At 56.3% G+C, this 22,313-nt stretch carries 19 protein-coding genes; 10 read left to right on the forward strand and 9 right to left on the reverse strand.

The genetic code is table 11. The features are described from left to right. Nucleotides 1–277: 277 nt before the first annotated feature. A complete protein-coding gene (locus HO274_RS11025; RefSeq protein WP_273119653.1) occupies nucleotides 278–1,864 on the reverse strand; it encodes an acyl-CoA ligase (AMP-forming), exosortase A system-associated in 1,587 nt (528 codons plus the stop codon). On the opposite strand from HO274_RS11025, the gene HO274_RS11030 reads away from it, so the two are divergent. Continuing rightward, nucleotides 1,847–2,746 carry a S1 family peptidase gene (locus tag HO274_RS11030; RefSeq protein WP_273119655.1) on the forward strand — a complete coding sequence of 300 codons (900 nt, stop codon included), beginning with the start codon at nucleotides 1,847–1,849 and terminating at the stop codon, nucleotides 2,744–2,746. The genes HO274_RS11025 and HO274_RS11030 overlap by 18 nt on opposite strands. 13 nt (nucleotides 2,747–2,759) lie before the next feature. Then, nucleotides 2,760–4,112, forward strand: coding sequence for a PEP-CTERM-box response regulator transcription factor (gene prsR / locus HO274_RS11035; RefSeq protein ID WP_273119657.1), 1,353 nt, complete (start codon nucleotides 2,760–2,762; stop codon nucleotides 4,110–4,112). Here prsR and prsK read toward each other — a convergent pair. From prsK to HO274_RS11055, 4 genes are all read right to left on the reverse strand, one after another. Beyond that, nucleotides 4,072–6,156, reverse strand: coding sequence for an XrtA/PEP-CTERM system histidine kinase PrsK (prsK, locus tag HO274_RS11040; protein ID WP_273119659.1), 2,085 nt, complete (start codon nucleotides 6,154–6,156; stop codon nucleotides 4,072–4,074). The genes prsR and prsK overlap by 41 nt on opposite strands. 30 nt (nucleotides 6,157–6,186) lie before the next feature. Beyond that, complete coding sequence (locus tag HO274_RS11045) at nucleotides 6,187–7,191, reverse strand: GNAT family N-acetyltransferase (RefSeq protein ID WP_273119661.1); 1,005 nt, start codon at nucleotides 7,189–7,191, stop codon at nucleotides 6,187–6,189. Then, nucleotides 7,188–8,438, reverse strand: a complete 1,251-nt coding sequence (locus HO274_RS11050; RefSeq protein WP_273119663.1) for a DegT/DnrJ/EryC1/StrS family aminotransferase — start codon at nucleotides 8,436–8,438, stop codon at nucleotides 7,188–7,190. The genes HO274_RS11045 and HO274_RS11050 overlap by 4 nt, the downstream gene beginning before the upstream one ends. A gap of 166 nt (nucleotides 8,439–8,604) precedes the next feature. Then, nucleotides 8,605–9,348, reverse strand: a complete 744-nt coding sequence (locus HO274_RS11055) for a PEP-CTERM sorting domain-containing protein (protein WP_273119665.1) — start codon at nucleotides 9,346–9,348, stop codon at nucleotides 8,605–8,607. A 492-nt stretch (nucleotides 9,349–9,840) separates the two neighbouring features. Between HO274_RS11055 and HO274_RS11060 the strand changes: the two genes are divergently transcribed. Genes HO274_RS11060 through HO274_RS11070 form a run of 3 tightly spaced genes read left to right on the forward strand, consistent with a single transcriptional unit; the run spans nucleotide 9,841 to nucleotide 11,096 of the window. Beyond that, on the forward strand, nucleotides 9,841–10,101 hold the full coding sequence (locus HO274_RS11060) for an antitoxin (protein ID WP_273119668.1): 261 nt from the start codon (nucleotides 9,841–9,843) through the stop codon (nucleotides 10,099–10,101). Next, nucleotides 10,098–10,496, forward strand: a complete 399-nt coding sequence (locus HO274_RS11065) for a type II toxin-antitoxin system VapC family toxin (RefSeq protein ID WP_273119670.1) — start codon at nucleotides 10,098–10,100, stop codon at nucleotides 10,494–10,496. The genes HO274_RS11060 and HO274_RS11065 overlap by 4 nt, the downstream gene beginning before the upstream one ends. Before the next feature lie 24 nt (nucleotides 10,497–10,520). Continuing rightward, nucleotides 10,521–11,096 carry an anthranilate synthase component II gene (locus HO274_RS11070; RefSeq protein WP_031598033.1) on the forward strand — a complete coding sequence of 192 codons (576 nt, stop codon included), beginning with the start codon at nucleotides 10,521–10,523 and terminating at the stop codon, nucleotides 11,094–11,096. On the opposite strand, the gene rsmA is transcribed toward HO274_RS11070, so the two are convergent. Genes rsmA through HO274_RS11090 form a run of 4 tightly spaced genes read right to left on the reverse strand, consistent with a single transcriptional unit; the run spans nucleotide 11,062 to nucleotide 16,814 of the window. Continuing rightward, on the reverse strand, nucleotides 11,062–11,862 hold the full coding sequence (gene rsmA, locus HO274_RS11075) for a 16S rRNA (adenine(1518)-N(6)/adenine(1519)-N(6))-dimethyltransferase RsmA (protein WP_051862509.1): 801 nt from the start codon (nucleotides 11,860–11,862) through the stop codon (nucleotides 11,062–11,064). The two genes, HO274_RS11070 and rsmA, sit on opposite strands and share 35 nt — an antisense overlap. After that, nucleotides 11,859–12,848: a 4-hydroxythreonine-4-phosphate dehydrogenase PdxA gene (gene pdxA, locus HO274_RS11080; protein WP_273119674.1), complete on the reverse strand. Its 990-nt coding sequence runs from the start codon at nucleotides 12,846–12,848 to the stop codon at nucleotides 11,859–11,861. Before pdxA ends, rsmA begins: the two co-directional genes overlap by 4 nt. Then, nucleotides 12,838–14,247 (reverse strand): peptidylprolyl isomerase, encoded by a 1,410-nt coding sequence (locus HO274_RS11085; protein WP_082783422.1) that lies wholly within the window; start codon nucleotides 14,245–14,247, stop codon nucleotides 12,838–12,840. Before HO274_RS11085 ends, pdxA begins: the two co-directional genes overlap by 11 nt. Then, a complete protein-coding gene (locus HO274_RS11090) occupies nucleotides 14,244–16,814 on the reverse strand; it encodes an LPS-assembly protein LptD (RefSeq protein WP_273119676.1) in 2,571 nt (856 codons plus the stop codon). Before HO274_RS11090 ends, HO274_RS11085 begins: the two co-directional genes overlap by 4 nt. Nucleotides 16,815–16,940: 126 nt before the next feature. Here HO274_RS11090 and HO274_RS11095 point away from each other — a divergent pair, with 126 nt between their 5' ends. From HO274_RS11095 to HO274_RS11115, 5 genes are read left to right on the forward strand one after another with little or no spacing between them, the layout of a single operon-like run. Next, the gene (locus HO274_RS11095; RefSeq protein WP_200874370.1) at nucleotides 16,941–17,945 is read left to right on the forward strand and encodes an aminoglycoside phosphotransferase family protein; all 1,005 of its coding nucleotides are present in this window, start codon (nucleotides 16,941–16,943) and stop codon (nucleotides 17,943–17,945) included. After that, complete coding sequence (locus tag HO274_RS11100; RefSeq protein ID WP_273119679.1) at nucleotides 17,945–18,652, forward strand: nucleotidyltransferase family protein; 708 nt, start codon at nucleotides 17,945–17,947, stop codon at nucleotides 18,650–18,652. The genes HO274_RS11095 and HO274_RS11100 overlap by 1 nt, the downstream gene beginning before the upstream one ends. Nucleotides 18,653–18,655: 3 nt before the next feature. Then, entirely contained in the window at nucleotides 18,656–19,984 is a 1,329-nt protein-coding gene (gene pepP, locus HO274_RS11105) for a Xaa-Pro aminopeptidase (RefSeq protein WP_273119682.1), read from the forward strand. Then, nucleotides 19,957–21,135, forward strand: a complete 1,179-nt coding sequence (locus HO274_RS11110) for an FAD-dependent monooxygenase (protein WP_031598044.1) — start codon at nucleotides 19,957–19,959, stop codon at nucleotides 21,133–21,135. Before pepP ends, HO274_RS11110 begins: the two co-directional genes overlap by 28 nt. After that, complete coding sequence (locus HO274_RS11115) at nucleotides 21,132–22,310, forward strand: FAD-dependent monooxygenase (protein WP_031598046.1); 1,179 nt, start codon at nucleotides 21,132–21,134, stop codon at nucleotides 22,308–22,310. The genes HO274_RS11110 and HO274_RS11115 overlap by 4 nt, the downstream gene beginning before the upstream one ends. Nucleotides 22,311–22,313: the final 3 nt, after the last annotated feature.

Here is a 22,313-nt window from a genome sequence, read left to right on the forward strand (position 1 = left end):
TGGTAAGTCTGGAATTTAGTAATAACCTGCAAGCCACTGGACCAGAAAACTTCCAAATGGGTCGCCGATTCTGGGGTGAAGTCCAAGGACCGTCTGTTCAGTATCGTACAGACGCTGCAATAAATTCAGTCTCCCCTTTCAGTCTTGACGAAACAGACGATGACCAGATTCTACCGGGATTCAATAAATCCCGATATCACCGGAACAGGTGATCCATGTACCGATCCGAGAATGAGGTTCCATCATCAACCCTCTTTATGACATCCTTATGACCGGATTAGAGGGCAGGGTGGTTCAGGTAAAGGGCGATGACCCGTTTCCGGTCTATTTTTCCATTGTTATTTCTGGGCATGGGGCTTTCCGGGCAACAGGCAATGCGCTGGGGCACCATGAACGCAGGGAGGGTCCGTTGACAGGCCCGCAGAATTTCCGCATCGTTCAAAGGGGCATCTGCACCCTTCGGAGGGGTTGCCACCAAAGCAATGCTTTGGCCCAGAACAGGGTCAGGCAGACCCACGGCAATGACCTCATCCACCAGTCCGGTGGCATAAACCACTTCCTCGATTTCCGTGGGGCTGACCCGGTAACCGGAAGTTTTGATCATTTCGTCGCGCCGGCCCACGAAATACAGAAAACCGTCTTCATCCCGTTTGACGGTATCCCCGGACCAGACTGCAATCTCCGTCAGCATGAGTTGGGCGGGCAGGGAAGGCACAGGTTTGAACCGTTCTGCAGTTTTTTCCAGGTCATTCCAGTACCCCAGAGCAACCAAAGGACCGCGGTGTACCAGTTCTCCTGGCTCATGGGCGACGCACGGGGTCCCGTCTTCACGGACCACCAGGATTTCCGCGTAGGGAATCGCCTTGCCGATGGAGCCGGGACGGCGATCTACTTCTTCCGGGGGTAAATAAGTCGAACGAAACGCCTCAGTCAAACCGTACATGAGGTAAGGACGAGCCTCTGGAAGTTTGGAGCGCAAGAGTTCCAGAGTGCGCTCGGGCATGGCACCCCCCGAGTTGGTGTAATAGCGCAGGGAACAGGAGGGGGGGTCGGGCCAGGTGAGAGAGGACAGTTGAATCCAGAGCGGCGGGACGGCTGCCAGACCGGTAATGGATTCCCGCCGAATTTCCTTGATGATATCCAGAGGGAGCAGATGGTTCAACAGAACGGCACAGGCGCCGCTCAGGAAGGCGGTTGTGATTTGATTCAAACCGTAATCGAAACTGAGGGGCAACACACTCAGCAGGCGGTCTTCCTGGGTGAGATTCAGGTATTGGGCCACGCTCTTGGCCCCTGTAACCAAATTGAGGTGTGACAGCACCACCCCCTTGGGTTTGCCCGTGCTTCCCGAGGTATACAGGATGGCGGCCATGTCCGTCGGAATGGTTCGATGGAGAGGCATGGCAGGGGGGGGTGGGCTGATCTTCCATGGGTGGCAGGGTGAATGCGTTATGGCCGGTGGCTGGAAGGGGTCCACTAAAATCGTTGCAGACAGGGCCGGGCACTGGGCCAGAACTTTCCCCAGGGCTTCCAGTCTGGGGGACGAAGTGATGAGAAATCGTACCTGGCAATCGTTAAGGATATGGGCAATCTGATCGGGTTTCAGAATGGGGTTGATGGGCACGAAAACTGCGCCGGCATGGCTGATGGAAAAAAAGGAACTGATGGTTTCCGGACGTTTTTCCAGATAGACTGCCACTCGATCCAGTCGTTGCAGGCCCAGTTGGAGCAGACGGGCCGTGATTTGGTAAACTTCCCCCGCCAGTTCTTCATAATTCAGACGAGTTTCCCGATGGACCAAAGCCTCACGCCGAGGGGCACGATGGGCAGTTTCGAAGAGAAGATCATGAAAAAATTCGGGCATATTTTTGAGTTTGTGGGTTATGATCACCAGCACACTGGAAGAAAAATTATACCTCCCCTGTTTACTCTGAAGGGAATAATCGTGATTTTTGAACAAAAAAACCGGATTCCGTACCTGCTGATCTTTGGTCTGTTCGGTTGGGTAGGGATGGCGGGGCCTTGGGACAAGGTGTGGGGCTCCGGTTTTTCGGATATCGTGGCTCAGGTCAAGCCCTCCATCGTGGCGGTGGGGACAACGGACCCGATGCCGGGAACTCCCCCGACTTTTCTGGGTACGGGGTTTGTGGTGGGGGACGGTAATTATGTGGTGACCGCCGCCCATGTGACTTCCCTCCCGCTGGACTATGAAACAAAACAGACCTTGGCGGTGTATTCGGGAAGTGCCCGCCATCTTCGGACCACAGTGGCAGAAATCAGTGCAAGCGATCCCGTCCATGATCTGGTGTTGTTGCATGCTGCGGGGTTGAATCTCAAACCCCTGCATATGGGGGATTCCACCCGCCTTCGGGAGGGAGATGCCTTGGCATTTACGGGGTTTCCCCTGGGGTATGTGCTGGGATTTTACCCGGTGACGCACCGGGCTACCCTCTCGGCATTGACGCCCATTGTGATGCCCATGGCCCATTCCACCGATTTGACCGGGCGCGCCATCCGGCAGATGCCCACACCCTATCTGGTTTTTCAACTGGATGCCACGGCCTATCCGGGTAACAGTGGTAGTCCCTTGTATGAGGCGCAAACCGGGCAGGTGATCGGTTTGCTCAATCTGGTGATGGTGAAAAGCACCAAGGAATCCTTGATCTCTGATCCCTCGGGGATTGCCTATGCCATTCCGGGTGAATATATCGTGCAATTATTGAGGTCTGCGGGAATCAACCCCTGATGAGGAGTGTGGTTTGGAAACGCTGTTATTGGTGGAGGATGATGTTGGGCTTCAGAAACAGTTGCGCTGGCAACTGGAGGGGTTTTCCCTGCAAATGGCCGGCTGTCGGTCCGACGCCATCGCCTGCCTGCGGCGTTTTGAGCCGAAGGTGGTATTGCTGGATCTAGGGCTTCCTCCCGATGCGGATGGTGTGAGTGAGGGGCTGAAAACACTGGAAGAATTGTTGGCCTTGATGCCCATGACCAAAGTCATCGTATTGACGGGAAATACGGACCGGGAAAATGCGGTTCGGGCCGTGGCGTTGGGCGCCTATGATTTCTGTCAAAAACCCTTTGAGCCCCAGGTGCTGGCACTGATTCTGGAGCGTGCCTTTGCCTTGCATCGTCTGGAAGCGGAAAATTCTTCCCTGAAAACCTTGCAGACATCCACTCCGCTGCAGGGGATAGTGACCCACGATCCAGTGATGCAGCAATTGTGCAAAACCGTCAAACGGGTCGCCACTTCGGAAGTCACGGTTTTGGTTAACGGGGAAAGCGGAACCGGCAAGGAACTCTTTGCCCGCGCCACCCATCATTTGAGTCCACGATCAGAACAACGTCTGGTGGCCATCAATTGCGCCGCCATCCCTGAAAATTTGCTGGAAAGCGAACTGTTCGGATACGAAAAAGGGGCATTTACCGGCGCCTCCAAACAAACGATCGGGCGTATCGAATATGCTCAGGGAGGCACCCTTTTTCTGGATGAAATTGGGGATCTTCCCCTGTCTCTGCAGGCAAAATTGCTTCGCTTTCTCCAGGAACGGGTGATCGAGCGGCTTGGGGGAAGAGCCGAGATTCCGGTTAACGTGCGGGTGGTCTGCGCCACTCATCAAAATCTTGCCGAATTGATCAAACAGGGACGTTTTCGTGAGGATTTGTATTACCGGCTGAGTGAAATTGTGCTCAAGGTGCCGCCCCTGAGGATGCGCCCGGGGGACATTGCGCTGCTGGCCAATGTGTTTCTCGAAAAATATGCAGCCAGTCAGGGACGATCCCTGCGCGGGTTCAAGCCCGAGGCGATGGCAACCTTGACGCATTACGCCTGGCCCGGCAACGTGCGGGAACTGGAAAACGTGATCAAACGGGTCAGCGTCATGGCCGAAGGACCCTATGTCGGGACTCCGGATCTGGGCCTGGACGTGACGGAAGAAGGCGGTGCGGAAACCCCTGCTCCGTTGAATTTGCGGCAGGTTCGGGAAGAGGCCGAGCGTAAGGCCATTCTTGACGCCATGGCGCAGACTGAGGGAAATATTCTTCAAGCTGCCGCACTGCTGGGCGTTTCCCGTCCTACGCTGTATGGTTTGATGCATCAGTACAAGATTCGTTGAGCATCGTCGGTAAGGGAAAAGTCAGTCGAAAGAGGGTTCCCTGCCCCACAATGCTGGAGACGGTCACACTCCCCCCCAGTTCTTCCATGTAGGTACGACATTCATAGGCACCGATGCCCATGCCGGAGGTTTTGGTGGAATCAAAAGGACGAAACAATCGTTCCTTGATGAAGTCTTCCGCCATCCCTTTGCCGCTGTCCCGAATTTCGAGAATGGCCTCCGTTGCACTGGAATCCAGCAGAATTTCCACATGACCATCGTAGGGTGTGGCTTCGCAGGCATTTTGAATGATGTGTCCGATGACTCGCTCCAGACGCTCCGGGTCCGCACTGATCCGGGCGTTTTTTCGTACGGTCAGGGAAGGCACGGGCTTGAATTTGGATTTACTGAGCAGGGCTGCACGTACCCGTTGATGAAGATCGAGGGAATGATGTTCCTGACCGGTAGAGGCTCCTCTCAGGCGCAGCAATAACTGGTTCATTTTGGTGACGGAATTATCGATAGTGAAGAGCACGTCTTCCTGAAATTCGGGATTGTGTTTGTGTTTCTCCGCATTTTCCAGAAGCAGGCTCAACTGGGCGATCAAATTTTTCAGATCGTGCACAATGAAGGCCGACATTCGATGAAACGATTCGAACTGGCGGGCCACCAACAAGGCTTCGCTGGCCCGTTGCTGGGCCAGGCTGTTGGCCAGTTGGTGACCCGCTGCCTTGAGCAGGTCGCTCACTTCCCAGTTGAATTCGATCTTGCTCAAGGGTTGGGCCAGCAGGATGAAGCCGATCAGTTGGTTGTAGAGCATGAGGGGGACGATCAACCAGGCATTCTCTATGTTTGAGAGCCAGTCAGGAATCACCAAATCCGGATAGGGCGGCGTCTTTGGCTGGTACTCGTCCAGATTGATGACCCAGCGGGAACGGGACAGAAACTGGATCAGGGAAGAATCCGGCGGCAAGGGGCGGGGTGCCATCTCTATTCCCAGGGCGGCCACGCATTCATAATTCTTTCCCGGTTCGCTCTCCATCCACAAGGCTCCTTTCTGGCACTCCACCAAGGTTCCCAGCGCAACGATGGCCGCCTCGTAAATTTTTCCCGGCGAATCTGAACTGAGCAGCGTACGGGTGAACTTCATCCATTCTTCACGATAGTCATACTGATAACTGAAAAAATGTTTATTGATCCATACCTTGAACTTTGAGCGAATCTTCCCTGAAAATAAGACGGTCAACAAAAGCAGGGATGCCGCTGCCAGGAAAGTAAATTGCAACACCGGCCCCCAGTCCCCACCTACCGAGCGCAGGTAGTACCCGGCCGCTGCCATGAACAGCAAATACAGACCGGAACCCAATAAACTGACGGAATGGAACACCAGATGCCGGGAAACATGAAGTTGCTTGGCCCATTCCCGATTACGCAGTATGGAAATCAGGACCAGGGGGGCTGTCAAGGCGTTGATGAAACCCCGGGCGATCCACAGCGTGCCTCTGACATGGGAAAACAGCAGGCCTTCTGCATAGAGCAAAAAGTCATAGACAAATAATGTCCCCAAAGCCAGACACATGAATTTGACGCCCCAACGGGCATGGACGGGGGTGTTTCTGAAATACTGCTCCACCAGCACCATGCCGAAGATGGACAGCGCAACATGCAGTACCAGATCGGACTTGGGCATTGTGTGGAGTGCATTGGCCCCGCTCCATTGATCATAGAGGAGTGTGATCAGAGCCATGGCCAGCAGGATCTGGAGCAGGCGGCGGAGGGAGCCGAGCAGCGCAGGGGTAGGGCTGCCAGGGGTCATCATGGCCTTCAGAAGAAAGGCCATCCAGAAATAATCCCGAAGAAATTCCGCCAGGTCGGTCGGCAAAGGAAGCGTGTAGCGCAGGGGGAAAAGCACGAGCATCAGTGCCCAGCCACTGTTGGCCAGGCAGGCCAGAGCCAGGGCTGTACGGATGGGATTGGCGTTTTTACGGCCGAGCAGGTACAGCCCCAGCAGCGCAAAAACCGTCAGGGCGCTGAGTTGGCTGGCAAGATCGATGGAGGAGATCAAGGGATTGAAGGACGGTTAGGGGGTGAAAGATCAGGCTTTTCCCAACAGTCCGGGAAGAAACCCCCAACGGTACCCGTTGACATGGTAGAGGGTGCGGATTTCATCGGTCCAGCGGGTGTGCCACTCCAGAACCTTGCCATAAAATTCTATCCGGCTGAGGGTGTTTTCTTCAAAGAGGTGTTGGAAGGATTCCTGATGCATCAGAAAGGCGGGTGAGGTTCCGTGACTGGCCTGCTCGTTATAGGCCGTCTTGAGGATGATGAGGGAGGATTCATCTGCGATGCAGAGATCCATGGCCGTGACCACATCATCAAACCAGTAGCGATAAACCCTTCCCTTGCCCTGGGTGCAAAAATTTTCGAGAATCCGGGTATAAAACTGTCCCTGCGGGTTTTCCCTGTGAATGGCCGTACCCTGATCGTTTTTCCACCCCGTACTCTCAAGTTGTCCAAAATCCCTCACTGCCTGATCCATGTCCTGCGCCTGGGTCAGGATTTCCAGGCGGGGGGTCAATCCCAGTTTGGTCAACGAATTGCGTTGTTTTTTCATGTTGGCGCGCAGGTTCTTGCCCCGTGCCTGCCAGTAGGCATCAAAGGTGCCTTGCAGGGTGATGCGTGCCGTCTGGATATAGTCCAGGGTTTTGAGGGTACGAGAGGTGGAGGGGCGGGGAAAAATGTCCGGGTCTTGCTGGGTGATTCCCACCACCACAGGAAAACCGGGGAGTGATTGAAGCAAGGAGGGGAACACGGCTTGCCAGGGGAGTGAAGGATGACATACCCAGAATCCCAGCGGGCATTGGGAGGGTTGAAAGGTTTCCCAGCCCCGCACGCCTGTGGGGCGCAGCAGCGCCATGGCGCTGGGGGTGGAGCCGCCGAGAATGGCCAACTGTTCCTTTCCGGTGCCAAACAGTTGCAGCGCCGGAGCAAGAAAGGCGGGATCCAGCAAGGCGGAATTTTTACCTTCCTGGTTCAGGTGTTGCCAGGCGTTCTGGAAGTCGCCGAAACGGGAAGCGGGGTAGAGGGTCCAGGAATTCATGGGGCGTGTTGATCCGGGTGTGAGGGAAGGGAACCGGAGCCGGTGAGGACGGCAGACAAGACCTGAATCATCCAGTTCAGTTCATGTTTTTGCAGGCTTTGGTGGCAAGGGAATTGAAAAATACGGCGCGAATAGTCTTCACTGATGGGGCAGGTGCCCTTTTCCATTTTATCCCATAAAAATTCACCAAAGCGTATGATCGGAACCCCGGCAAACTTGAGTTTTCCAAATACGGCCAGGGGCTGATCCATGACCAGGGGAAAGACATGGGGGACGATCCCTTCGGGAAGATGAGGGAACAAGGGATGACAGCCGGGAAGATTGACACTGGCTTCCAGAAGAGTTTGATAATTTTCCCGTCTTTTTTCGACGATGAAGGAAAGGGAAGATTTTTCAGTGACCCAGCGTGCCCAGAGAGAACCGGAAAGGGTGGTGCGTTTGGGATCGAAGCCCGAATGAAAGGGGGCGGGAACGAAATCTTCCGGGGTCGGGGCGTCTCCAGGTTTGCGTGGCGGAGCGAGGGAAGGCGGTTCTGACCTGAGGCGTTGGACCAGCCAGTCCTTGAGGTGAAAAATATTTTTGAACAAGGCGTTGAAGGATCCAAGTCGTCCGTAGGTGCTGGCATATTCCAACGTATTGACCACCGCCTTCAATTCTTCGGAGAGACTGGGCGCACGGGTTTTAATGGTGTTCAGAGGATGACGAAAAGAAACCAGACAGCCCCCTTCGTTGAGCGGAAAAAATTTCCAGGTGCTGCCGATGGCATAGTCGCCTTGGGTCCCCACCGGGCATCCCTCCGTTTCGCCAAAGAAAGCATGGGCGCAATCTTCGATGAGGATCAGATCGTGGGCATCGCACCAGGCGCGGACGGCCTGCAGGGGTTGCAGGAAACCAAAGAAATGGGGCACCAGGACGACGCGGGTGGCGGGGGTGCGACGCTGTGCCATATCTTCCAGATCCACGGTGGTATCGGCGCGAATCCGGTAGAAAACCGGAACGCCGCCTTCGGCAAGAATGGGTTCGATCATGGCACCGCAATGGTAGGCGGGGACGAGAACCTCCTTACGCCCGGACAGACCGATATGGCGCAGGGCTAGGGCAATGGCCAGACTTCCCCGGTTCACCGGGCACTGGTACGGGGCATCCCGCAAACTGGGCGAAGACGGGCTTCCTTTCGAAGACCCGGCCAAAGCGAGCAGATCGAAGACGGGTTGCTTGGGGATATGCTCTGGCGGTGTGAAGGTCATTCGGTCTGGATGGGAACTATGGTCGTATGCCCTGGGAACGGATGGCGGCATAGTCCAGGTCAGAAGTTGCCGACATTCAACCGCTCGATTGTACCAGTTTTGAAGAGGGGCCAGAAACTCTGGCCCCGGGACTTGTTATTTTTTGGGTGGACTGGAGAAGGCGTAATCAGGCAATGGAGCCTTGCAAGCCGGAAGATACCCGTCCTGTGACCTTGAATTTGCGTGCGCACAATCCCAGGCCCAAGGCGCCAATACCTACGAGAAGGAGGCTGCCGGGTTCGGGAACGTTGGTGGTGGCCGGTGGGGCTGAGAAAGCGCCGGTATATCCCAGGGCGCCCGCATTGTCGATGAAGGTCAATCCCACGGAGGCAAGAGAGGAAGTATATTTGTTTTGGGTATCGGACACTGTTCCTAGAATGATGATACCCAGTTCGGAGATGTTGCCAAGGGAGACGCTCGAGAGGACTTGATCGCTGGTGGCGTAAAAATTGAACGTATCACCGTTCACCGACGAGGTCGTGCTGGCAAAAGGGAGGATTCCCATTGAAAACGGATTGGATGCGTTGTTCTGGGGGATTTGCAGGGTGTAGGTTCCGCCGGGTGCTGGGTTGACGATATAGCCCGTTGACCCTGCAAGAAGTTGGCCGTTCAAGTCATTGGGGGCGCCAAAGGTGTTTGCGGGGGTGGCGGTGATGGTAATAGGATTTTGTACGGTGACACTGGTGGCCGTATTGATGCCTGCACCAAGATTACCGGCTAAGTACGTGGTTCCACCCGAGGTGAACTGGGTAACGGAGGCACCATTAAAAGAGAAACTCCCATTGAGCGGGATTGGGTTGGCCAGCGCAGAAAGAGGCGCGATGGAGAGGGCACACAAGGCCAGAGTGGCAAGTTGTTTCTTTTGGGTCATGATGAATCCTTGAGAAAATTGAGATTGGAAAGCATTCACGGCGTTGCTTGAATATTATAAGCAATATCTATGCCAATGGTTTCAATGCGTTGAAATAAAACAAACCGTATTTTTTACCCATTTATATTTATCGCTGATGTGTAAAAAAACCTGACATATTTTTTTAATATGGAAAAAAATGAAATTCATTTAAAAATCAGCATTATTTTAAAATATGAAAAAAAATAAAATCCATCATAAAAATAAAAATATTTGAAAATAAGTTTTATTTTCAAATATGAAAAAATAAAATCAATCGTAAAATGAAAATATTTGAAAGTCCCTGATTTTTTTATCAGTCAACGAATTCATTTGCATGCAATTGGCTGCCCGTTGCTTGGGCTGCAAAACCTCAGGGACGGGTATGCGGGTATCTCCTGGTATATGCTTTGATATATTCTTTCGTAGGGTATATAATATTTGTCATTCATCGGCGTAATCAAGGGAATATCCATGAGCCAAGTAGCCAAACTGTTCCTCAACGGTCGAAGCCAGGCGGTACGCTTGCCCGCTGCCTATCGGTTCGATACCAAGGAAGTTTTCATCCGTCAAGATGCTGAAACCGGCGATGTGATCTTGTCGCGCAAGCCCACGGACTGGGACAGTTTTTTTTCTGCGCTCCAGGGTGTGGATGTGCCCGTTGATTTTCTCGATGCGGAGGAGCGCGACCAGGGGACGCAAAATCGTGATCCCTTCGAGGGATGGCGCGAATGAAACGATACATGCTCGATACCAACACGGTGCGTCATCTGCTCAAAGCCCATCCGACCGTTGCTCGTCGCATGGTGGAGGTGCCAATGGCTTCCCTGTCCATCTCGGCCATCACTGAGGGAGAACTTCTTTTTGGCCTGGCGAAGCGACCGGAGGCAAAGCGACTCCATACCGCTGTGCGGGAATTTTTACGGCGTGTTGATGTGCTGCCCTGGGACAGTGTCATTTCGGAGCGTTACGGAACGGTACGGGCCGATATGGAGAAACAAGGCAATATACTCGCGCCGCTTGATCTGCTGATCGCCGCGCATGCACTCAGTAAGGGCGCGATATTGGTGACCAATGACCAGGCTTTCGGTCAGGTGGCCAACCTCCTTCTCGAAGATTGGATAAATTGATAACCATCAAAATGGTATGAAAATATGTTGCTGATGATCGACAATTATGATTCTTTTACCTATAACCTGGTCCAGTATTTCGGGGTCCTGGGTCAACAGGTGGAAGTATTTCGCAACGACCAGATCACCCTGACCGAAATCGAGCGCCTGGCCCCGGACTATCTGGTTGTTTCTCCGGGTCCTTGCAGTCCCCGGGAAGCCGGGATCTCTGTGCCGGTGATCCAGCATTTTGCGGGCAGGATTCCCCTGTTGGGCGTCTGTCTGGGGCATCAGGCCATGGGATTTGCCTTTGGTGGCGAGGTGGTGCGGGCCAAGACCCTCATGCATGGCAAGGTGTCCCCTGTGTTTCATGAAGGGCAGGGTCTGTTTCGTTCTCTTCCCAATCCCTTTCAGGCCACCCGATACCATTCTCTGGCGGTGCGTCGGGACACGTTGCCTGACTGTTTTGAAATCACGGCCTGGACGGAAGATGGAGAAATCATGGGCATGCGTCACCGCGAATTTGCCATGGAGGGGGTGCAATACCACCCCGAATCCATTCTCACCGAGTTTGGTTACGACATGCTCAGGAATTTTCTGGAAAATCCCGGGGGGCGTTGAACACCTTCGAGAGTTGGCAGAACTCTTCCAGGCTGAGGGTTTCGGCACGGCGTTGGGGATCGATGCCCAGCGCGTCCCAGGCATCTGCCGGGAGGGTTCCTTTCAAGGTGCTGCGCAGCATCTTGCGGCGTTGCGAAAACGCCTGAGCAACGACCCGGGACAGGGCGACGGGGTTACACTCGGGACGTTCGTGGGGCAACTTGGGAATGAGCCGCACCATGGCAGAGTCCACCTTGGGGGGCGGCGTAAAAGCCTGGGGCGGGACCTCGAGTAGGGCTTCCATATGGAAGTGATACTGCAGCATGACCGAGAGACGTCCGTAATCCGAAGTGTCAGGCGCGGCCACGAGACGATCCACCACCTCCTTCTGGAGCATGAACAGGGCATCTTTCAGGGCGGCGGCATGGGGTATCAGATGAAAGAGGAGCGGAGTGGAAATGTTGTAGGGCAGGTTACCCAGCAGTCGCCAGGCGTTGCCGAACTGGGCAAAATCCACCGTCAGGACGTCCTGGGGAACCACAGTCAAGCGATCCTGGGCCGGGTGACGGCGCCAGCGTTCCACCAGATCCCGATCCAGTTCGATGAGCGTCAGAGTCATCCCCCGTTCCAGCAGCGGGAGGGTCAGCGCTCCCAGGCCCGGGCCGATCTCGATGATTTTATCCGTGGGTGCGGGAGCCAGAAGGCGCAAGATGCCTTCGATGATCCCTTCATCCGTCAGAAAATGTTGACCAAACCGTTTGCGGGCGCGGTGCGTGGAGGGGTTCATGGGGTACCCTGAGCCAGGGATCGGGCCAGGGCCAGGGCGGCCTGAAGGCTGCCTGGGTCCAGATTTCCCGTGCCCGCCCGGTCCAGAGCAGTGCCGTGATCCACAGAGGTGCGCAGGATAGGTAATCCCAATGTGATATTCACTCCGGATCCGAAGCTGGCCCGTTTGAGAACGGGAAGCCCCTGATCATGGTACATGACCAGGACGGCATCGCTGCCTTCCAGGCGCTCCGGAAGGAACAGGGTATCGGCGGGAAAAGGACCCTGGGCATCAATGCCTGCGGCTTGGGCGCGCGCGATGGCGGGGCTGATGACGGTGATTTCCTCCTGTCCCAGATGACCGTTTTCTCCTGCATGGGGGTTTAGTCCGGCCACCAGAATACGGGGAGAAGGGCAGCCAAAACGAAACTTCAACTCGTGGTGGAGAAGGGTGAGGGTTTTATCCAAAACTTCCTGGGTGATGGCCGAGGGAACCTGACTGAGCGGGAGATGGGTGGTGGCCAGGGCCACCCGCAGTCCTCCCCCCACCAGCATCATGACCACATGGGACACCCCGAGTCGGGCGGCCAGATATTCCGTATGTCCGGTGAAGGGAATTCCCGCTTCGACGATGACGCTTTTTTGCAGGGGAGCAGTGACCAGTGCAGCCAGGTGTCCCGCCTGACAGGCATCCGTCAGGCTGTCCAGGGCATTCAGAACTGCGCGGCTGTTGCGCGGCTCCAGGTGTCCCGCACGGGCGGGTACCGCCAGGGGGTGATGCCAGAGCAGCGGGCGCCGGGGGCGGGGAAGGGTTCCCTCCCAAGGGTCGACCTCGAGAAAGGGGTAGGGCAGGCCCAGCAGGCGGGCGCGGGCGCGCATCAGGGTGGCATCGGCTGCGATGACCAGAGGGGCGTCAGGGAACTGGTGCGCCAGTTGCAGGCAGAGGTCCGGACCGATGCCTGCCGGTTCCCCTGCGGAAATTCCTATGGGAAGAGGATCAGTGGTCATCGAGGCGAATGTCTACAAAGGCTTGATCGCGCAGTTGGCGGACCCATTCTTCGTAGGCTTCATCGGCTTTTCGGGCACGCAGTCCCTGGCGTGCAGCCATTTTTTTGCCGTCCTCCGAATCGCTGGCCTGACGTACCTCGATCAACTGAACGAGGTGCCATCCCATGGGAGTTTCAAAGGGTTGGCTGACCTCTCCGGGTTTGAGGGTCTTGATGACCTTTTCAAACTGCGGCAGGGTGGAGCCCTCCGAGATCCAGCCAAGGTCTCCCCCGCGATTGCGACTTTCATCTTCCGAATTGAGAGTCGCCAACTTGGCGAAGTCTTCACCCCCCTGAATCCGTCCGGAGAGCCCCACGATCTTGGCCTGAGCATCCTTGGGATTGGTTTCCGGGGTGATTCTGACCAAAATCTGGCGGACGTGATACTGATTGACGTTGGCAATGGCATTGGGCGTTCGCCGATTGATCACCTGAATGATGTGAAACCCGTTGGGGCTGCGTAAAATTTCACTGTGTTCGCCCGGTTTCAACTTGCTGGCGGCTTCCACGAAGAGGGAGGGCAGACGGGTACTGGGACGCCAGCCCAGGTCGCCGCCGGTCAAGGCATCGGGAGATTCGGAATAAGCCGCTGCGGCCTGGGAGAAAGGCATCCCCTTATCCAGTTGGTTCATGGCTTCCTGAATCTTTTTCTGCCGTTCCTTGATGACGGAAGGTGGGGAATTTTCGGGGACGGTGACTAAAATATGCGCGAGATCATACTCATCCGGGGTTGAATTCCCCTGGTTTTTTTCCTTTGCCAATTCTTCATTGACCTCGTTGTCGGACACGAAGATGCGATTTTCCACTTCCCGTTCGCGGACCTGGGAAAGAATGATTTCATTGCGAATCTCTTCACGAAATTTGGTCCAGGTCAAGCCTTCCTTTTCCACCTCTTCCTTGAAACCGGAAAGGGTCAGTTTATTCTGTTCGGCCAGACGGGCCATGGCTTGATCCAGTTGGGTATCGTCGACCTTGATGCCCGCATCGTAGGCATACTGGAGTTGGACTTCATCCATGATCATTTTTTCCAGGATCTGGTGGACCAGAATGGCCTGGTCCGGTAGTTGGACCCCCTGGCGACGCAGTTGGGAGGTAATCATGGCCGTGCGTTCATCCAGTTCCGACTGGGTGATGATGTGGGTATTGACGACAGCCACGATTCGATCCACCACCGGATGATGGGTCTCCTCGTCGGTGGGGGTGTCGGAAACATCCGGTTTGTCCGCAGGCGGGGGCGTCAGGGGGGCGGCTGCCGGGGTTGCTGTGACAGGTGTCGCTGCAGAGGCCGGCACGGAGGTCTCTGCAAGGACAAGGCGACAGGAGAGCAACAACATCAATAGGGCACAAAGGCGATACATCATTGGGGGGATATCTCGTTGGTTTTGGTGTAGCCGGGAATATTGTAGCGCAGGGTATCCAAAGGATTAGGACCTAGCCCCAAGGGGCCCAACTCGAGCTGGACATAAAAAGCGGTATCTGTTTGAATGGGACTGACGGGAAAGCGCGAGGAAATCACCCGTAAGGCCCAGCATCCCGCATTATACTCGACCCCCGTCAGGGCTTCCAGTACCTGATTATCCAGGGAGGAGTAAGCCAGGCGTCCGAGGAAAGACAGGCGACTGGTAATCGGCCACTGTCCTGAAATATCCCATTGTTTCACCGAGGTCAGATCATTGATGGGAATCGGACCCGTTACGCCGGGAATGTAGGTGGTGGTTTGCCCCAGATAGTTGATGACCGTGGTGGGCATTCCCTGCAAAGGGGTGTCGATACGGTAGCCAAGGTTGAAAACCTTGCCTGCCGCCGGGGTGTATGCAATGGAGGTAGCCATTTGTTGGGTCCGGTGCGACTGGGCCCCAAAGTTGAAGTAACTGTCAAAATTCCAGCGTTCCGTAATGGCCGCCGTGAATGCGGCGATGATGTCCGAAGCACTGGAAACCGGGGGGAGTTCGCCGGGGAGCAGGACCTGGTTCTGGGTGAAATAGAAACGTTCGCCCAGCAGGGCACGCACCATTTCTCCGCCGGTGGCCGGATTGAGCAGGCGGCTCGTCACGGCGGCGGTGAGCTGGTTGGCATTGTTGATACGATCGATTCCGTCAAACTGGTTTTCCGTAAAAATGGTGGAGGCATTGAAATCGGACAACCCGGTGTCGAAAATAGGGAGGTTATTCTGGTTCCGATAGGGAATGTACACATAATACAGACGAGGTTCCAGGGTCTGCTGATAATCTTTCCCGCCGAAATTGAAATTGCGATCCAGATACAGACCGGAATCCAGACTGGTGATGGGCAAGGTCCGGTTGTACACGCTTTGGGGAGAAGTATTGAATTGTCCCAGGTTGTATTGAGTGAAATCCATGCCGGTCTTGAAGGTCACAAAGGCTTCATTGTTGCGCCAGGGAATCGTGACGGTGGGATTGACATGCAAACGGCTGCCGCTGACGATGGACTGATAGTTGCCGTTGTAGGTAATGCCATTGACCACGGTGGTCCCCGCCAAAGTGTTCGGTCCGGGGCTGACAAAATTGGTGTACTGGGAGGCCATGTCCAGATTCAGTCCATGCCAGTCGTTCAGGAATCCGTGGGCGGACAGTTGAGGGTCGATGCGGTATTGGGCCACCCCGCCCAGCAGAGGCTGGTAGTTGAGGGAATTGACACCAAACTGCCAATTCTGGATACCCGTATAGGACAGATTCAGACTGCGCGGCAGATAGACCAGTCCCTGCGGGCCGATCAGGGTGTTGAGGTCGTTCATGTAATTGGGGTCCGAGGCGCTCTGGACATTGGCATTGAAGGTCAGTCCCGGGGCCAGTACCTGATTATGGGTCCAGGAAGTAAACCAGCGGTCCGTGCCCAACTGACTGTCGTGGGGCAGATATTCGGCACTCAGGATGCCTGACATCGAGGGGTCGAGATAACGCACTTCGTTGCCCAACTGGAGTCCGCGGGTACTCATGAAGCGGGGTGTGACGGTATCGTCGACATTGGGCGCCAGGTTGAGATAATAGGGAACGGCAATATCCTGACCGGTGGTGCTGGAGGAACCGATGACCGGAGACAGCAAACCCGAGCGCCGCTGATTGTCGAGGGGAAAAGTCAAATCCGGGGAGTACAGGAGGGGTTCCCCTTTGAAATTCAGGGTGGCATCGTGGGCATCGCCCTCCTGCAAGGTATGGTCGAGGTCCAGTCTTGGGGTGCGAATGAACCAGTCAGGGGTGCTGGCCTTGCAGGTGCTGAACGTCGTATCCAGCAAGGATTCCTTGTCTCCTGCCGTCAGGTCCATTTCCTTGCCCGTGCCCTGCATGAACCAGAGCGGGGGACGTTGGATGGGGCTGCCGGGCAGGGGGATGACATAACTGGCAGGCGGAGGACTCCAAAGCAGGGTACCGGGATCGCGGTAGGAGAAATGAGGGCTGTCCATAACCCCGATCTGTCCCCCTAATTGATAAAAGCCATGGGGACTTTCCAGGAGGAGCGTGTCATTCCGGATCATACGGACGTTTCCCGTGGCTTCCACGGTGTCCGTGGGTTGATCATAGTGCAAATGGTCGGCTTCGATGACTATACCCTGGCGCCGCAATTCAGCATGCCCCTGGGCATCCATGAATTGGTCTTTCTGCCCGGAGAGTTTGTCCGCACGCAGAAACGAGGCCGGATTTTGATCGCCCAGCGCAGGATTTGTGGCATTATCCTCCAGAATGGGGGCGGTCTTGAGTTTGATGACCGGAACCGAAGGATCCGGCTCGCCGTTTTTCTGGGGAGAGGATCCCTGGTTTTTCGAGGAACCTGCGGTGCCGGAAGGCTTTCTGTCATTGACATCGGAGTCGGCGGGGGAGGGCGTGTTTCCTGCGTCATCCAACACTGAAGACGCCAGACCTGTCAGGGGAAGCCAAAGCAGGGCCATGGCGAGTAACAGGGCAGGGATCATGCGGAAAGAGAGTGACGTGCAGACGAAGCGGACATCGAACGGGTTATCAGGTTGAAAATCTTTGTTAAAATCTCACAAATTGACCTAAATGGCAATCCTTGCTTTCATTTCCTGGAAAAATAATTGGTGCGACGACAAGCCCTTCATCAGTGGTTGACCCCGTTTTATCCGGTGCCTTTCGAGGCAATCCGGCCCGCTTCCTCCGATGCCAGTTTTCGTCGGTACTACCGGGTCATGACCCCGGAGGGCTCACGCATTCTCATGGATGCCCCGCCGGACAAGGAGGATTGCCATTCCTTCGTGCGGGTTTCCCGTCTTTTTGCCGAGGCGGGGGTTCATGTGCCGCGCATTTTTGCCTGGGAAGAAAAACTGGGTTTCATGATGCTGGAAGATTTCGGCGAGACTTCCTACCTGAGTGCGTTGCAAACCGACGGGGGGCAAGGACTGAGTGCCGACACCCTGTACGGCAATGCGCTGGAGGCGTTGGTGCGCATTCAGTTGGCCAGTGGGGACGGGGTTCTGCCGCTTTATGAGCGTCCCCTGTTGCTGCGGGAAATCCATCTCTTTCCAGAGTGGTATGTGCAAAAGCATCTGGGGGTCGTCTGGACGACGCAGGAACGAGCTACCTTTGAGGCGGTGGTTCAGGGATTGCTGGATGCCATCGAAGGTCAGGCACAGGTTTGGGTGCATCGGGACTACCATAGTCGCAACCTGATGGTGGCTACGCCTGATCCAGGGGTGCTGGATTTTCAGGATGCCGTGCAGGGTCCGGTGACCTATGATGCCGTTTCTCTGCTCAAGGATGCCTATATCCATTGGGAAGAGGCACAGGTGCTGGATTGGTTGGTGCGCTATTGGGAACGGGCACGGGCTGCGGGGATTCCGGTGGGGAAGGATTTTGGAGCGTTCTATCAGGATTTTGAATGGATGGGCGTGCAACGGCACCTGAAGGTGTTGGGGATTTTTGCACGTCTTGCCCAACGCGATGGGAAAACCGGGTATCTGGCGGACATGCCGCGCGTGGAGAAGTATCTGATGACGGCCTGCCGGCGCTACAAAACGTTACAGCCTCTGGTACCGCTCCTGGAACGGTTGTGGCAGACACCGTCCCGGACAGGGTATACCTTCTGATGCCCCAAGCCATGATTTTGGCTGCGGGGCGGGGCGAGCGCCTGCGTCCATTCACGGACCAGCGTCCCAAACCCCTGTTGCCGGTACGTGGAAAACCATTGATCGAATGGCAGATCGAGGGGTTGGTTCGGGCGGGATTCGATGAGATTGTGGTCAATGGGGCATGGTTGGCAGAGCCCCTGGAATCCTTTCTGGCGCAGGGGCAGCGCTGGGGCATTACGCTGCATTGGTCCCGGGAAAATCAGGCATTGGGTACGGCGGGAGGCGTGGTGCAAGCCCTGCCGTTTCTGACGGACCCGATATTTGCCGTGGTCAGTGCCGATATTCATACCACCTATGCCTATGAACTGCTCAGGGTTCGGTTGGAACGCTGGAGGAATTCGCTGGAGGGGGAAGGCGTAGACCAACCTCCACTGGCTCATCTGGTGTTGGTGGAAGATGAGCGCTATCCCCCGGATTTTTCCCTGGATGCCAAGGGCAGGGTGACCCCGCCCACCGATCGGGCAGGGACCTATGGCAACATCGGTTTGTTCCGGCGTTCTTTTTTCACTTCCCGGGAGCGTGGAGAAAATGCCGATCTGGGGGCTTTATTGAGGGACGCGGTGTCCCGGCACCAGGTGAGCGGAGAATGGACCGTCTCTCCCTGGATCAATGTGGGCACGCTGGCAGAGTGGCAACGTGCTGAAAAATTATTCGAAGGAGTCTGATCCATGTCTGTCCCTTTGACCTCCTTGTCCCTGTTGCGTGCCCGTCGTCGCCGTTTGGCCGATTCCCTGGGTTCGGGCATCGCCATTCTTCCCACGGCGCCCGAGCGGGTAAGGAATGCAGATACGCATCATCCTTATCGTTGGGACAGCCATTTTCATTATCTGACGGAATTTCCCGAGCCCGAGGCCGTGTTGGTGCTGCAGGGAGGAAAAAAACCGCGCAGTCTGCTGTTTTGTCGTCCCCGGGATCCTGAACGGGAACGCTGGGAGGGGCGTCACTATGGTCCGGAACAGGCCTGCGCGCAGTTTGGGATGGATGCTGCCCATGCGTTGTCCGAGTTGGATGAACTATTACCTACCTTGCTGGCAGGGTGTGAGACGGTGTATTCCATGATGGGCCAGGATGAAACTTGGGATCGGCGGATTCAGGGGTGGTTGCAGATCCTGCGGAATCAGGTGCGAAGTGGAGTACGCGCCCCCCGTCAGTGGATTGATCTGTCCGATTGCCTGGGAGAAATGCGTCTGGTCAAGGAAGCACGGGAGTTACAATTCATGCGCCGGGCTGCGGAGATATCGGCTCGTGCCCATTTACGTGCCATGCAGGCGACCCGTCCGGGGCGCTACGAATACGCTGTGGAGGCCGAACTGTTGCATGAGTTTCGGGTCCGGGGAGCCACGGGTCCCGCTTACCCTTCCATTGTCGCGGGCGGAGAGAATGCCTGTATCCTCCATTATGTGGACAACTCGGCCCGTCTGCGCGACGGAGATCTGTTGTTGATCGATGCGGCCTGTGAATGGCAGGGGTATGCTGCGGACATTACGCGCACGTTTCCGGTTAACGGACGTTTCAGTACGGCTCAACGGGATCTTTACGAAGTGGTGCTGGCCGCCCAGCAGGCCGCATTGGGACAGATCAAGGCGGGGAAACGGGTATCGGCTTACCATGAGGCGGCTCTGAAGGTGTTGGTTCAGGGGCTGATCGACCTGGGTTTATGTCAGGGAAGTGTGGAGGGTGTTCTGGAAAGTGGGGAATACCGGCGTTTTTACATGCACCGCACGGGCCACTGGTTGGGAAGGGATGTGCACGATGTGGGGCGCTATGTGGACGATGAGGGGAAACCACGCCGACTGTTGCCCGGTATGGTATTGACGGTGGAGCCGGGCCTTTATGTGGGGGGAGAGGAGGATATTCCGGTTGCTTTTCGCCATACGGGCATTCGTATCGAGGACGATGTGGTGGTGGGGGAAAAGGGGCATGAAGTAATTACGGATGCCGTTCCCAGAACAGTGGAGGAGATCGAGACATGGATGGCGCAGACCCGGCGGCGGTGATCATTGTTGGGGGAGGGCCCGTAGGGGCGGCGACTGCGCTGGGTCTGGCCCGGCGCGGGGTGCCGGTACGCCTGCTCGAGGCTCGTCCCTCCTTGCGTGCCGATGACCGGCGCACCCTGGCCCTGGCTCAGGGAAGCCGGCAATTGCTCGATGGATTAGGGGCCTGGCCCAGGGCAGAGGTGACGACCATCGATCAAATCCATATTTCCCAGCGTCATCGCTTCGGACAAACCACGCTGACGGCTCAGGAGGCTGGAATGCCCGCACTGGGTTACATTCTGCGTTACAACACGCTGATGGCGTGCATGGACGAACAGGTGCGCCAGACTCCCGGCCTGTCGCTTGAAACCGGCGCTGAAGTCAAGGCGGTGTTACCCGGAGGCCAGGAGACCGAGGTGATTTGGCAGGCACAGGGCAAAGAGTGCCGTGCCCGGACTCCACTGGCGGTGCTGGCCGATGGGGGGCGGGCGTTGACTGCGCAGGTATTTGGTGCCGCACGGGAACAGCCTTATACCCAGGTGGCCCTGGTGGCCCAACTGGAAACGGATCGATCCGTCGGATCCCTGGCCTACGAACGATTTACACCAGAGGGCCCCATCGCGCTGCTTCCTCTGGGGCAACGGTATACCCTGGTGTGGACGGGAACCCAGGAACAGACTGAATTGAGGCTGGATTGGTCTGATGAAAAATTTTTGAACGAATTGCAGGCGGCTTTCGGGGGGCGGGCAGGCAATTTTCTTCGACTCCATGGACGCAGTTGGTTTCCCCTCACCCTCAAGGTTCTGGATAGCGTGATCCGTCCCCATGCTGTGGCCATTGGCAATGCGGCTCAAACCATGCATCCGGTGGCGGGGCAAGGGCTCAACATGGGGTTGCGGGACGCCGACCAGTTGATCCGTCTGGTGGGGGAAGGCGAGCCGGATTGCCGGGGAAGTGCCGCTCAACTGGAACGGTTCGTGGCCCTGCGCCAGCGGGACCGGCGCTGGGGGATCGGATTCACCCATTCGCTGGTACGCCTGTTTTCCAATGACTGGCCGATCCTGACCCAGGGTCGGGGCATCGGGTTGGCGGCGCTGAATGGATTACCGGGAATGCGCCGGGCTCTGACCCGCGTCATGTCCTTCGGGTTCCAGGGAGGGAGGAGAGGATGACAGGACGAACTCAACCGCTGGAAGTGATGATCGTTGGGGCAGGGATTACCGGATTGGCTTTGGGGTTGGTCTTGCATCAGAAGGGTGTGCGCGTGAAGGTGATCGATCGTCAGCCCTTGCCTGAGTTTGTTGCGCCGGCGGGATTCGATCAGCGCATTTATGCCATGAGTCTGGCCAGTGAAGGATTCCTGCGTCGTGCGGGAGGCTGGCAGGACATGGATCGGACGCGCATCCAGCCGATTCTCGGGATGAAAGTGCAGGGCGACCGGGATGGACGCTTTTCTTTGACCCCCCACGATGGACAAACTTCCCCTATGGGCTGGATTGTGGAGGCAGGTGCCATGTCCAGTGCCTTACACCGGTACCAGAAAAAGGTGGCGCCCGAATTGCTTGAAACCGGGGTGACCGTCAGTGCCGTTCACGAGAAGGAACGCAGTCTGGAAGTGCACCTGAGTCAGGGGCAGTGCTGGCAAACCCGACTTCTGGTGGCGGCCGATGGGCTTCATTCGGATTTGCGCGAACGGTTTGGCATTCCTGCATACTTCAGTCCCTATGGTCACAGGGCCGTGGTGGCCAACTATCGAATCAGTGGGGAACATGGAGGGGTGGCCCGACAATGGTTCGTTCCTGGCGAAGTGATTGCCCTGTTGCCTCTTCCGGGACAGCGGGTTTCCCTGGTATGGTCTGCCCAGAGCGATCATGCCCAAGCCTTGCTGGCGATGTCTCCTGCGCAACGTACCCAGGCCTTGCAGCAACAGGTGGGGTATGAACTGGGTCTCCTGGAAGAAATTTCCGTACCGGCCGATTTCGAATTGCGCCGCATGAATGTGGCGCGCTGGATTGCTCCACGCTTTGCTTTGGTGGGGGATGCGGCCCATGGGGTACACCCCATGGCCGGACAGGGTTTGAACCTGGGTTTGCAGGATGCAGCCTGTTTGGCTGATACGCTGATGGCCCGTGGGCCAGGACCGGATTGTGGCGATCGTTCCCTCCTGCGTCGGTATGAACGGGCTCGTCGGGAACCTGTGGCGGTGATGCAGGGTCTGACGGGAGGATTGGCCCATCTGTTTTCTGCTTCCCGGAGTCAATGGGGGTGGGTCAGGAATTGGGGAATGAATCGGTTGGAAGGATGTTCCTGGTTAAAGGATGAGTTGGTGCGTTATGCCAATCGATAGGCA

This window comes from Ferrovum myxofaciens, from assembly GCF_013181415.1.
Classification (GTDB): domain Bacteria; phylum Pseudomonadota; class Gammaproteobacteria; order Burkholderiales; family Ferrovaceae; genus Ferrovum; species Ferrovum myxofaciens.

Bases quoted from the DNA above. Each gene is read 5' to 3' on its own strand.
- HO274_RS11030 (WP_273119655.1), top strand. From the start codon at position 1,847: ATGAAAAAATTCGGGCATATTTTTGAGTTTGTGGGTTATGATCACCAG.
- HO274_RS11025 (WP_273119653.1), bottom strand. From the start codon at position 1,864: ATGCCCGAATTTTTTCATGATCTTCTCTTCGAAACTGCCCATCGTGCC.
- HO274_RS11045 (WP_273119661.1), bottom strand. From the start codon at position 7,191: ATGAATTCCTGGACCCTCTACCCCGCTTCCCGTTTCGGCGACTTCCAG.
- HO274_RS11050 (WP_273119663.1), bottom strand. From the start codon at position 8,438: ATGACCTTCACACCGCCAGAGCATATCCCCAAGCAACCCGTCTTCGAT.
- HO274_RS11055 (WP_273119665.1), bottom strand. From the start codon at position 9,348: ATGACCCAAAAGAAACAACTTGCCACTCTGGCCTTGTGTGCCCTCTCC.
- HO274_RS11060 (WP_273119668.1), top strand. From the start codon at position 9,841: ATGAGCCAAGTAGCCAAACTGTTCCTCAACGGTCGAAGCCAGGCGGTA.
- HO274_RS11065 (WP_273119670.1), top strand. From the start codon at position 10,098: ATGAAACGATACATGCTCGATACCAACACGGTGCGTCATCTGCTCAAA.
- HO274_RS11070 (WP_031598033.1), top strand. From the start codon at position 10,521: ATGTTGCTGATGATCGACAATTATGATTCTTTTACCTATAACCTGGTC.
- rsmA (WP_051862509.1), bottom strand. From the start codon at position 11,862: ATGAACCCCTCCACGCACCGCGCCCGCAAACGGTTTGGTCAACATTTT.
- pdxA (WP_273119674.1), bottom strand. From the start codon at position 12,848: ATGACCACTGATCCTCTTCCCATAGGAATTTCCGCAGGGGAACCGGCA.
- HO274_RS11085 (WP_082783422.1), bottom strand. From the start codon at position 14,247: ATGATGTATCGCCTTTGTGCCCTATTGATGTTGTTGCTCTCCTGTCGC.
- HO274_RS11090 (WP_273119676.1), bottom strand. From the start codon at position 16,814: ATGATCCCTGCCCTGTTACTCGCCATGGCCCTGCTTTGGCTTCCCCTG.
- HO274_RS11100 (WP_273119679.1), top strand. From the start codon at position 17,945: ATGCCCCAAGCCATGATTTTGGCTGCGGGGCGGGGCGAGCGCCTGCGT.
- pepP (WP_273119682.1), top strand. From the start codon at position 18,656: ATGTCTGTCCCTTTGACCTCCTTGTCCCTGTTGCGTGCCCGTCGTCGC.
- HO274_RS11110 (WP_031598044.1), top strand. From the start codon at position 19,957: ATGGATGGCGCAGACCCGGCGGCGGTGATCATTGTTGGGGGAGGGCCC.
- HO274_RS11115 (WP_031598046.1), top strand. From the start codon at position 21,132: ATGACAGGACGAACTCAACCGCTGGAAGTGATGATCGTTGGGGCAGGG.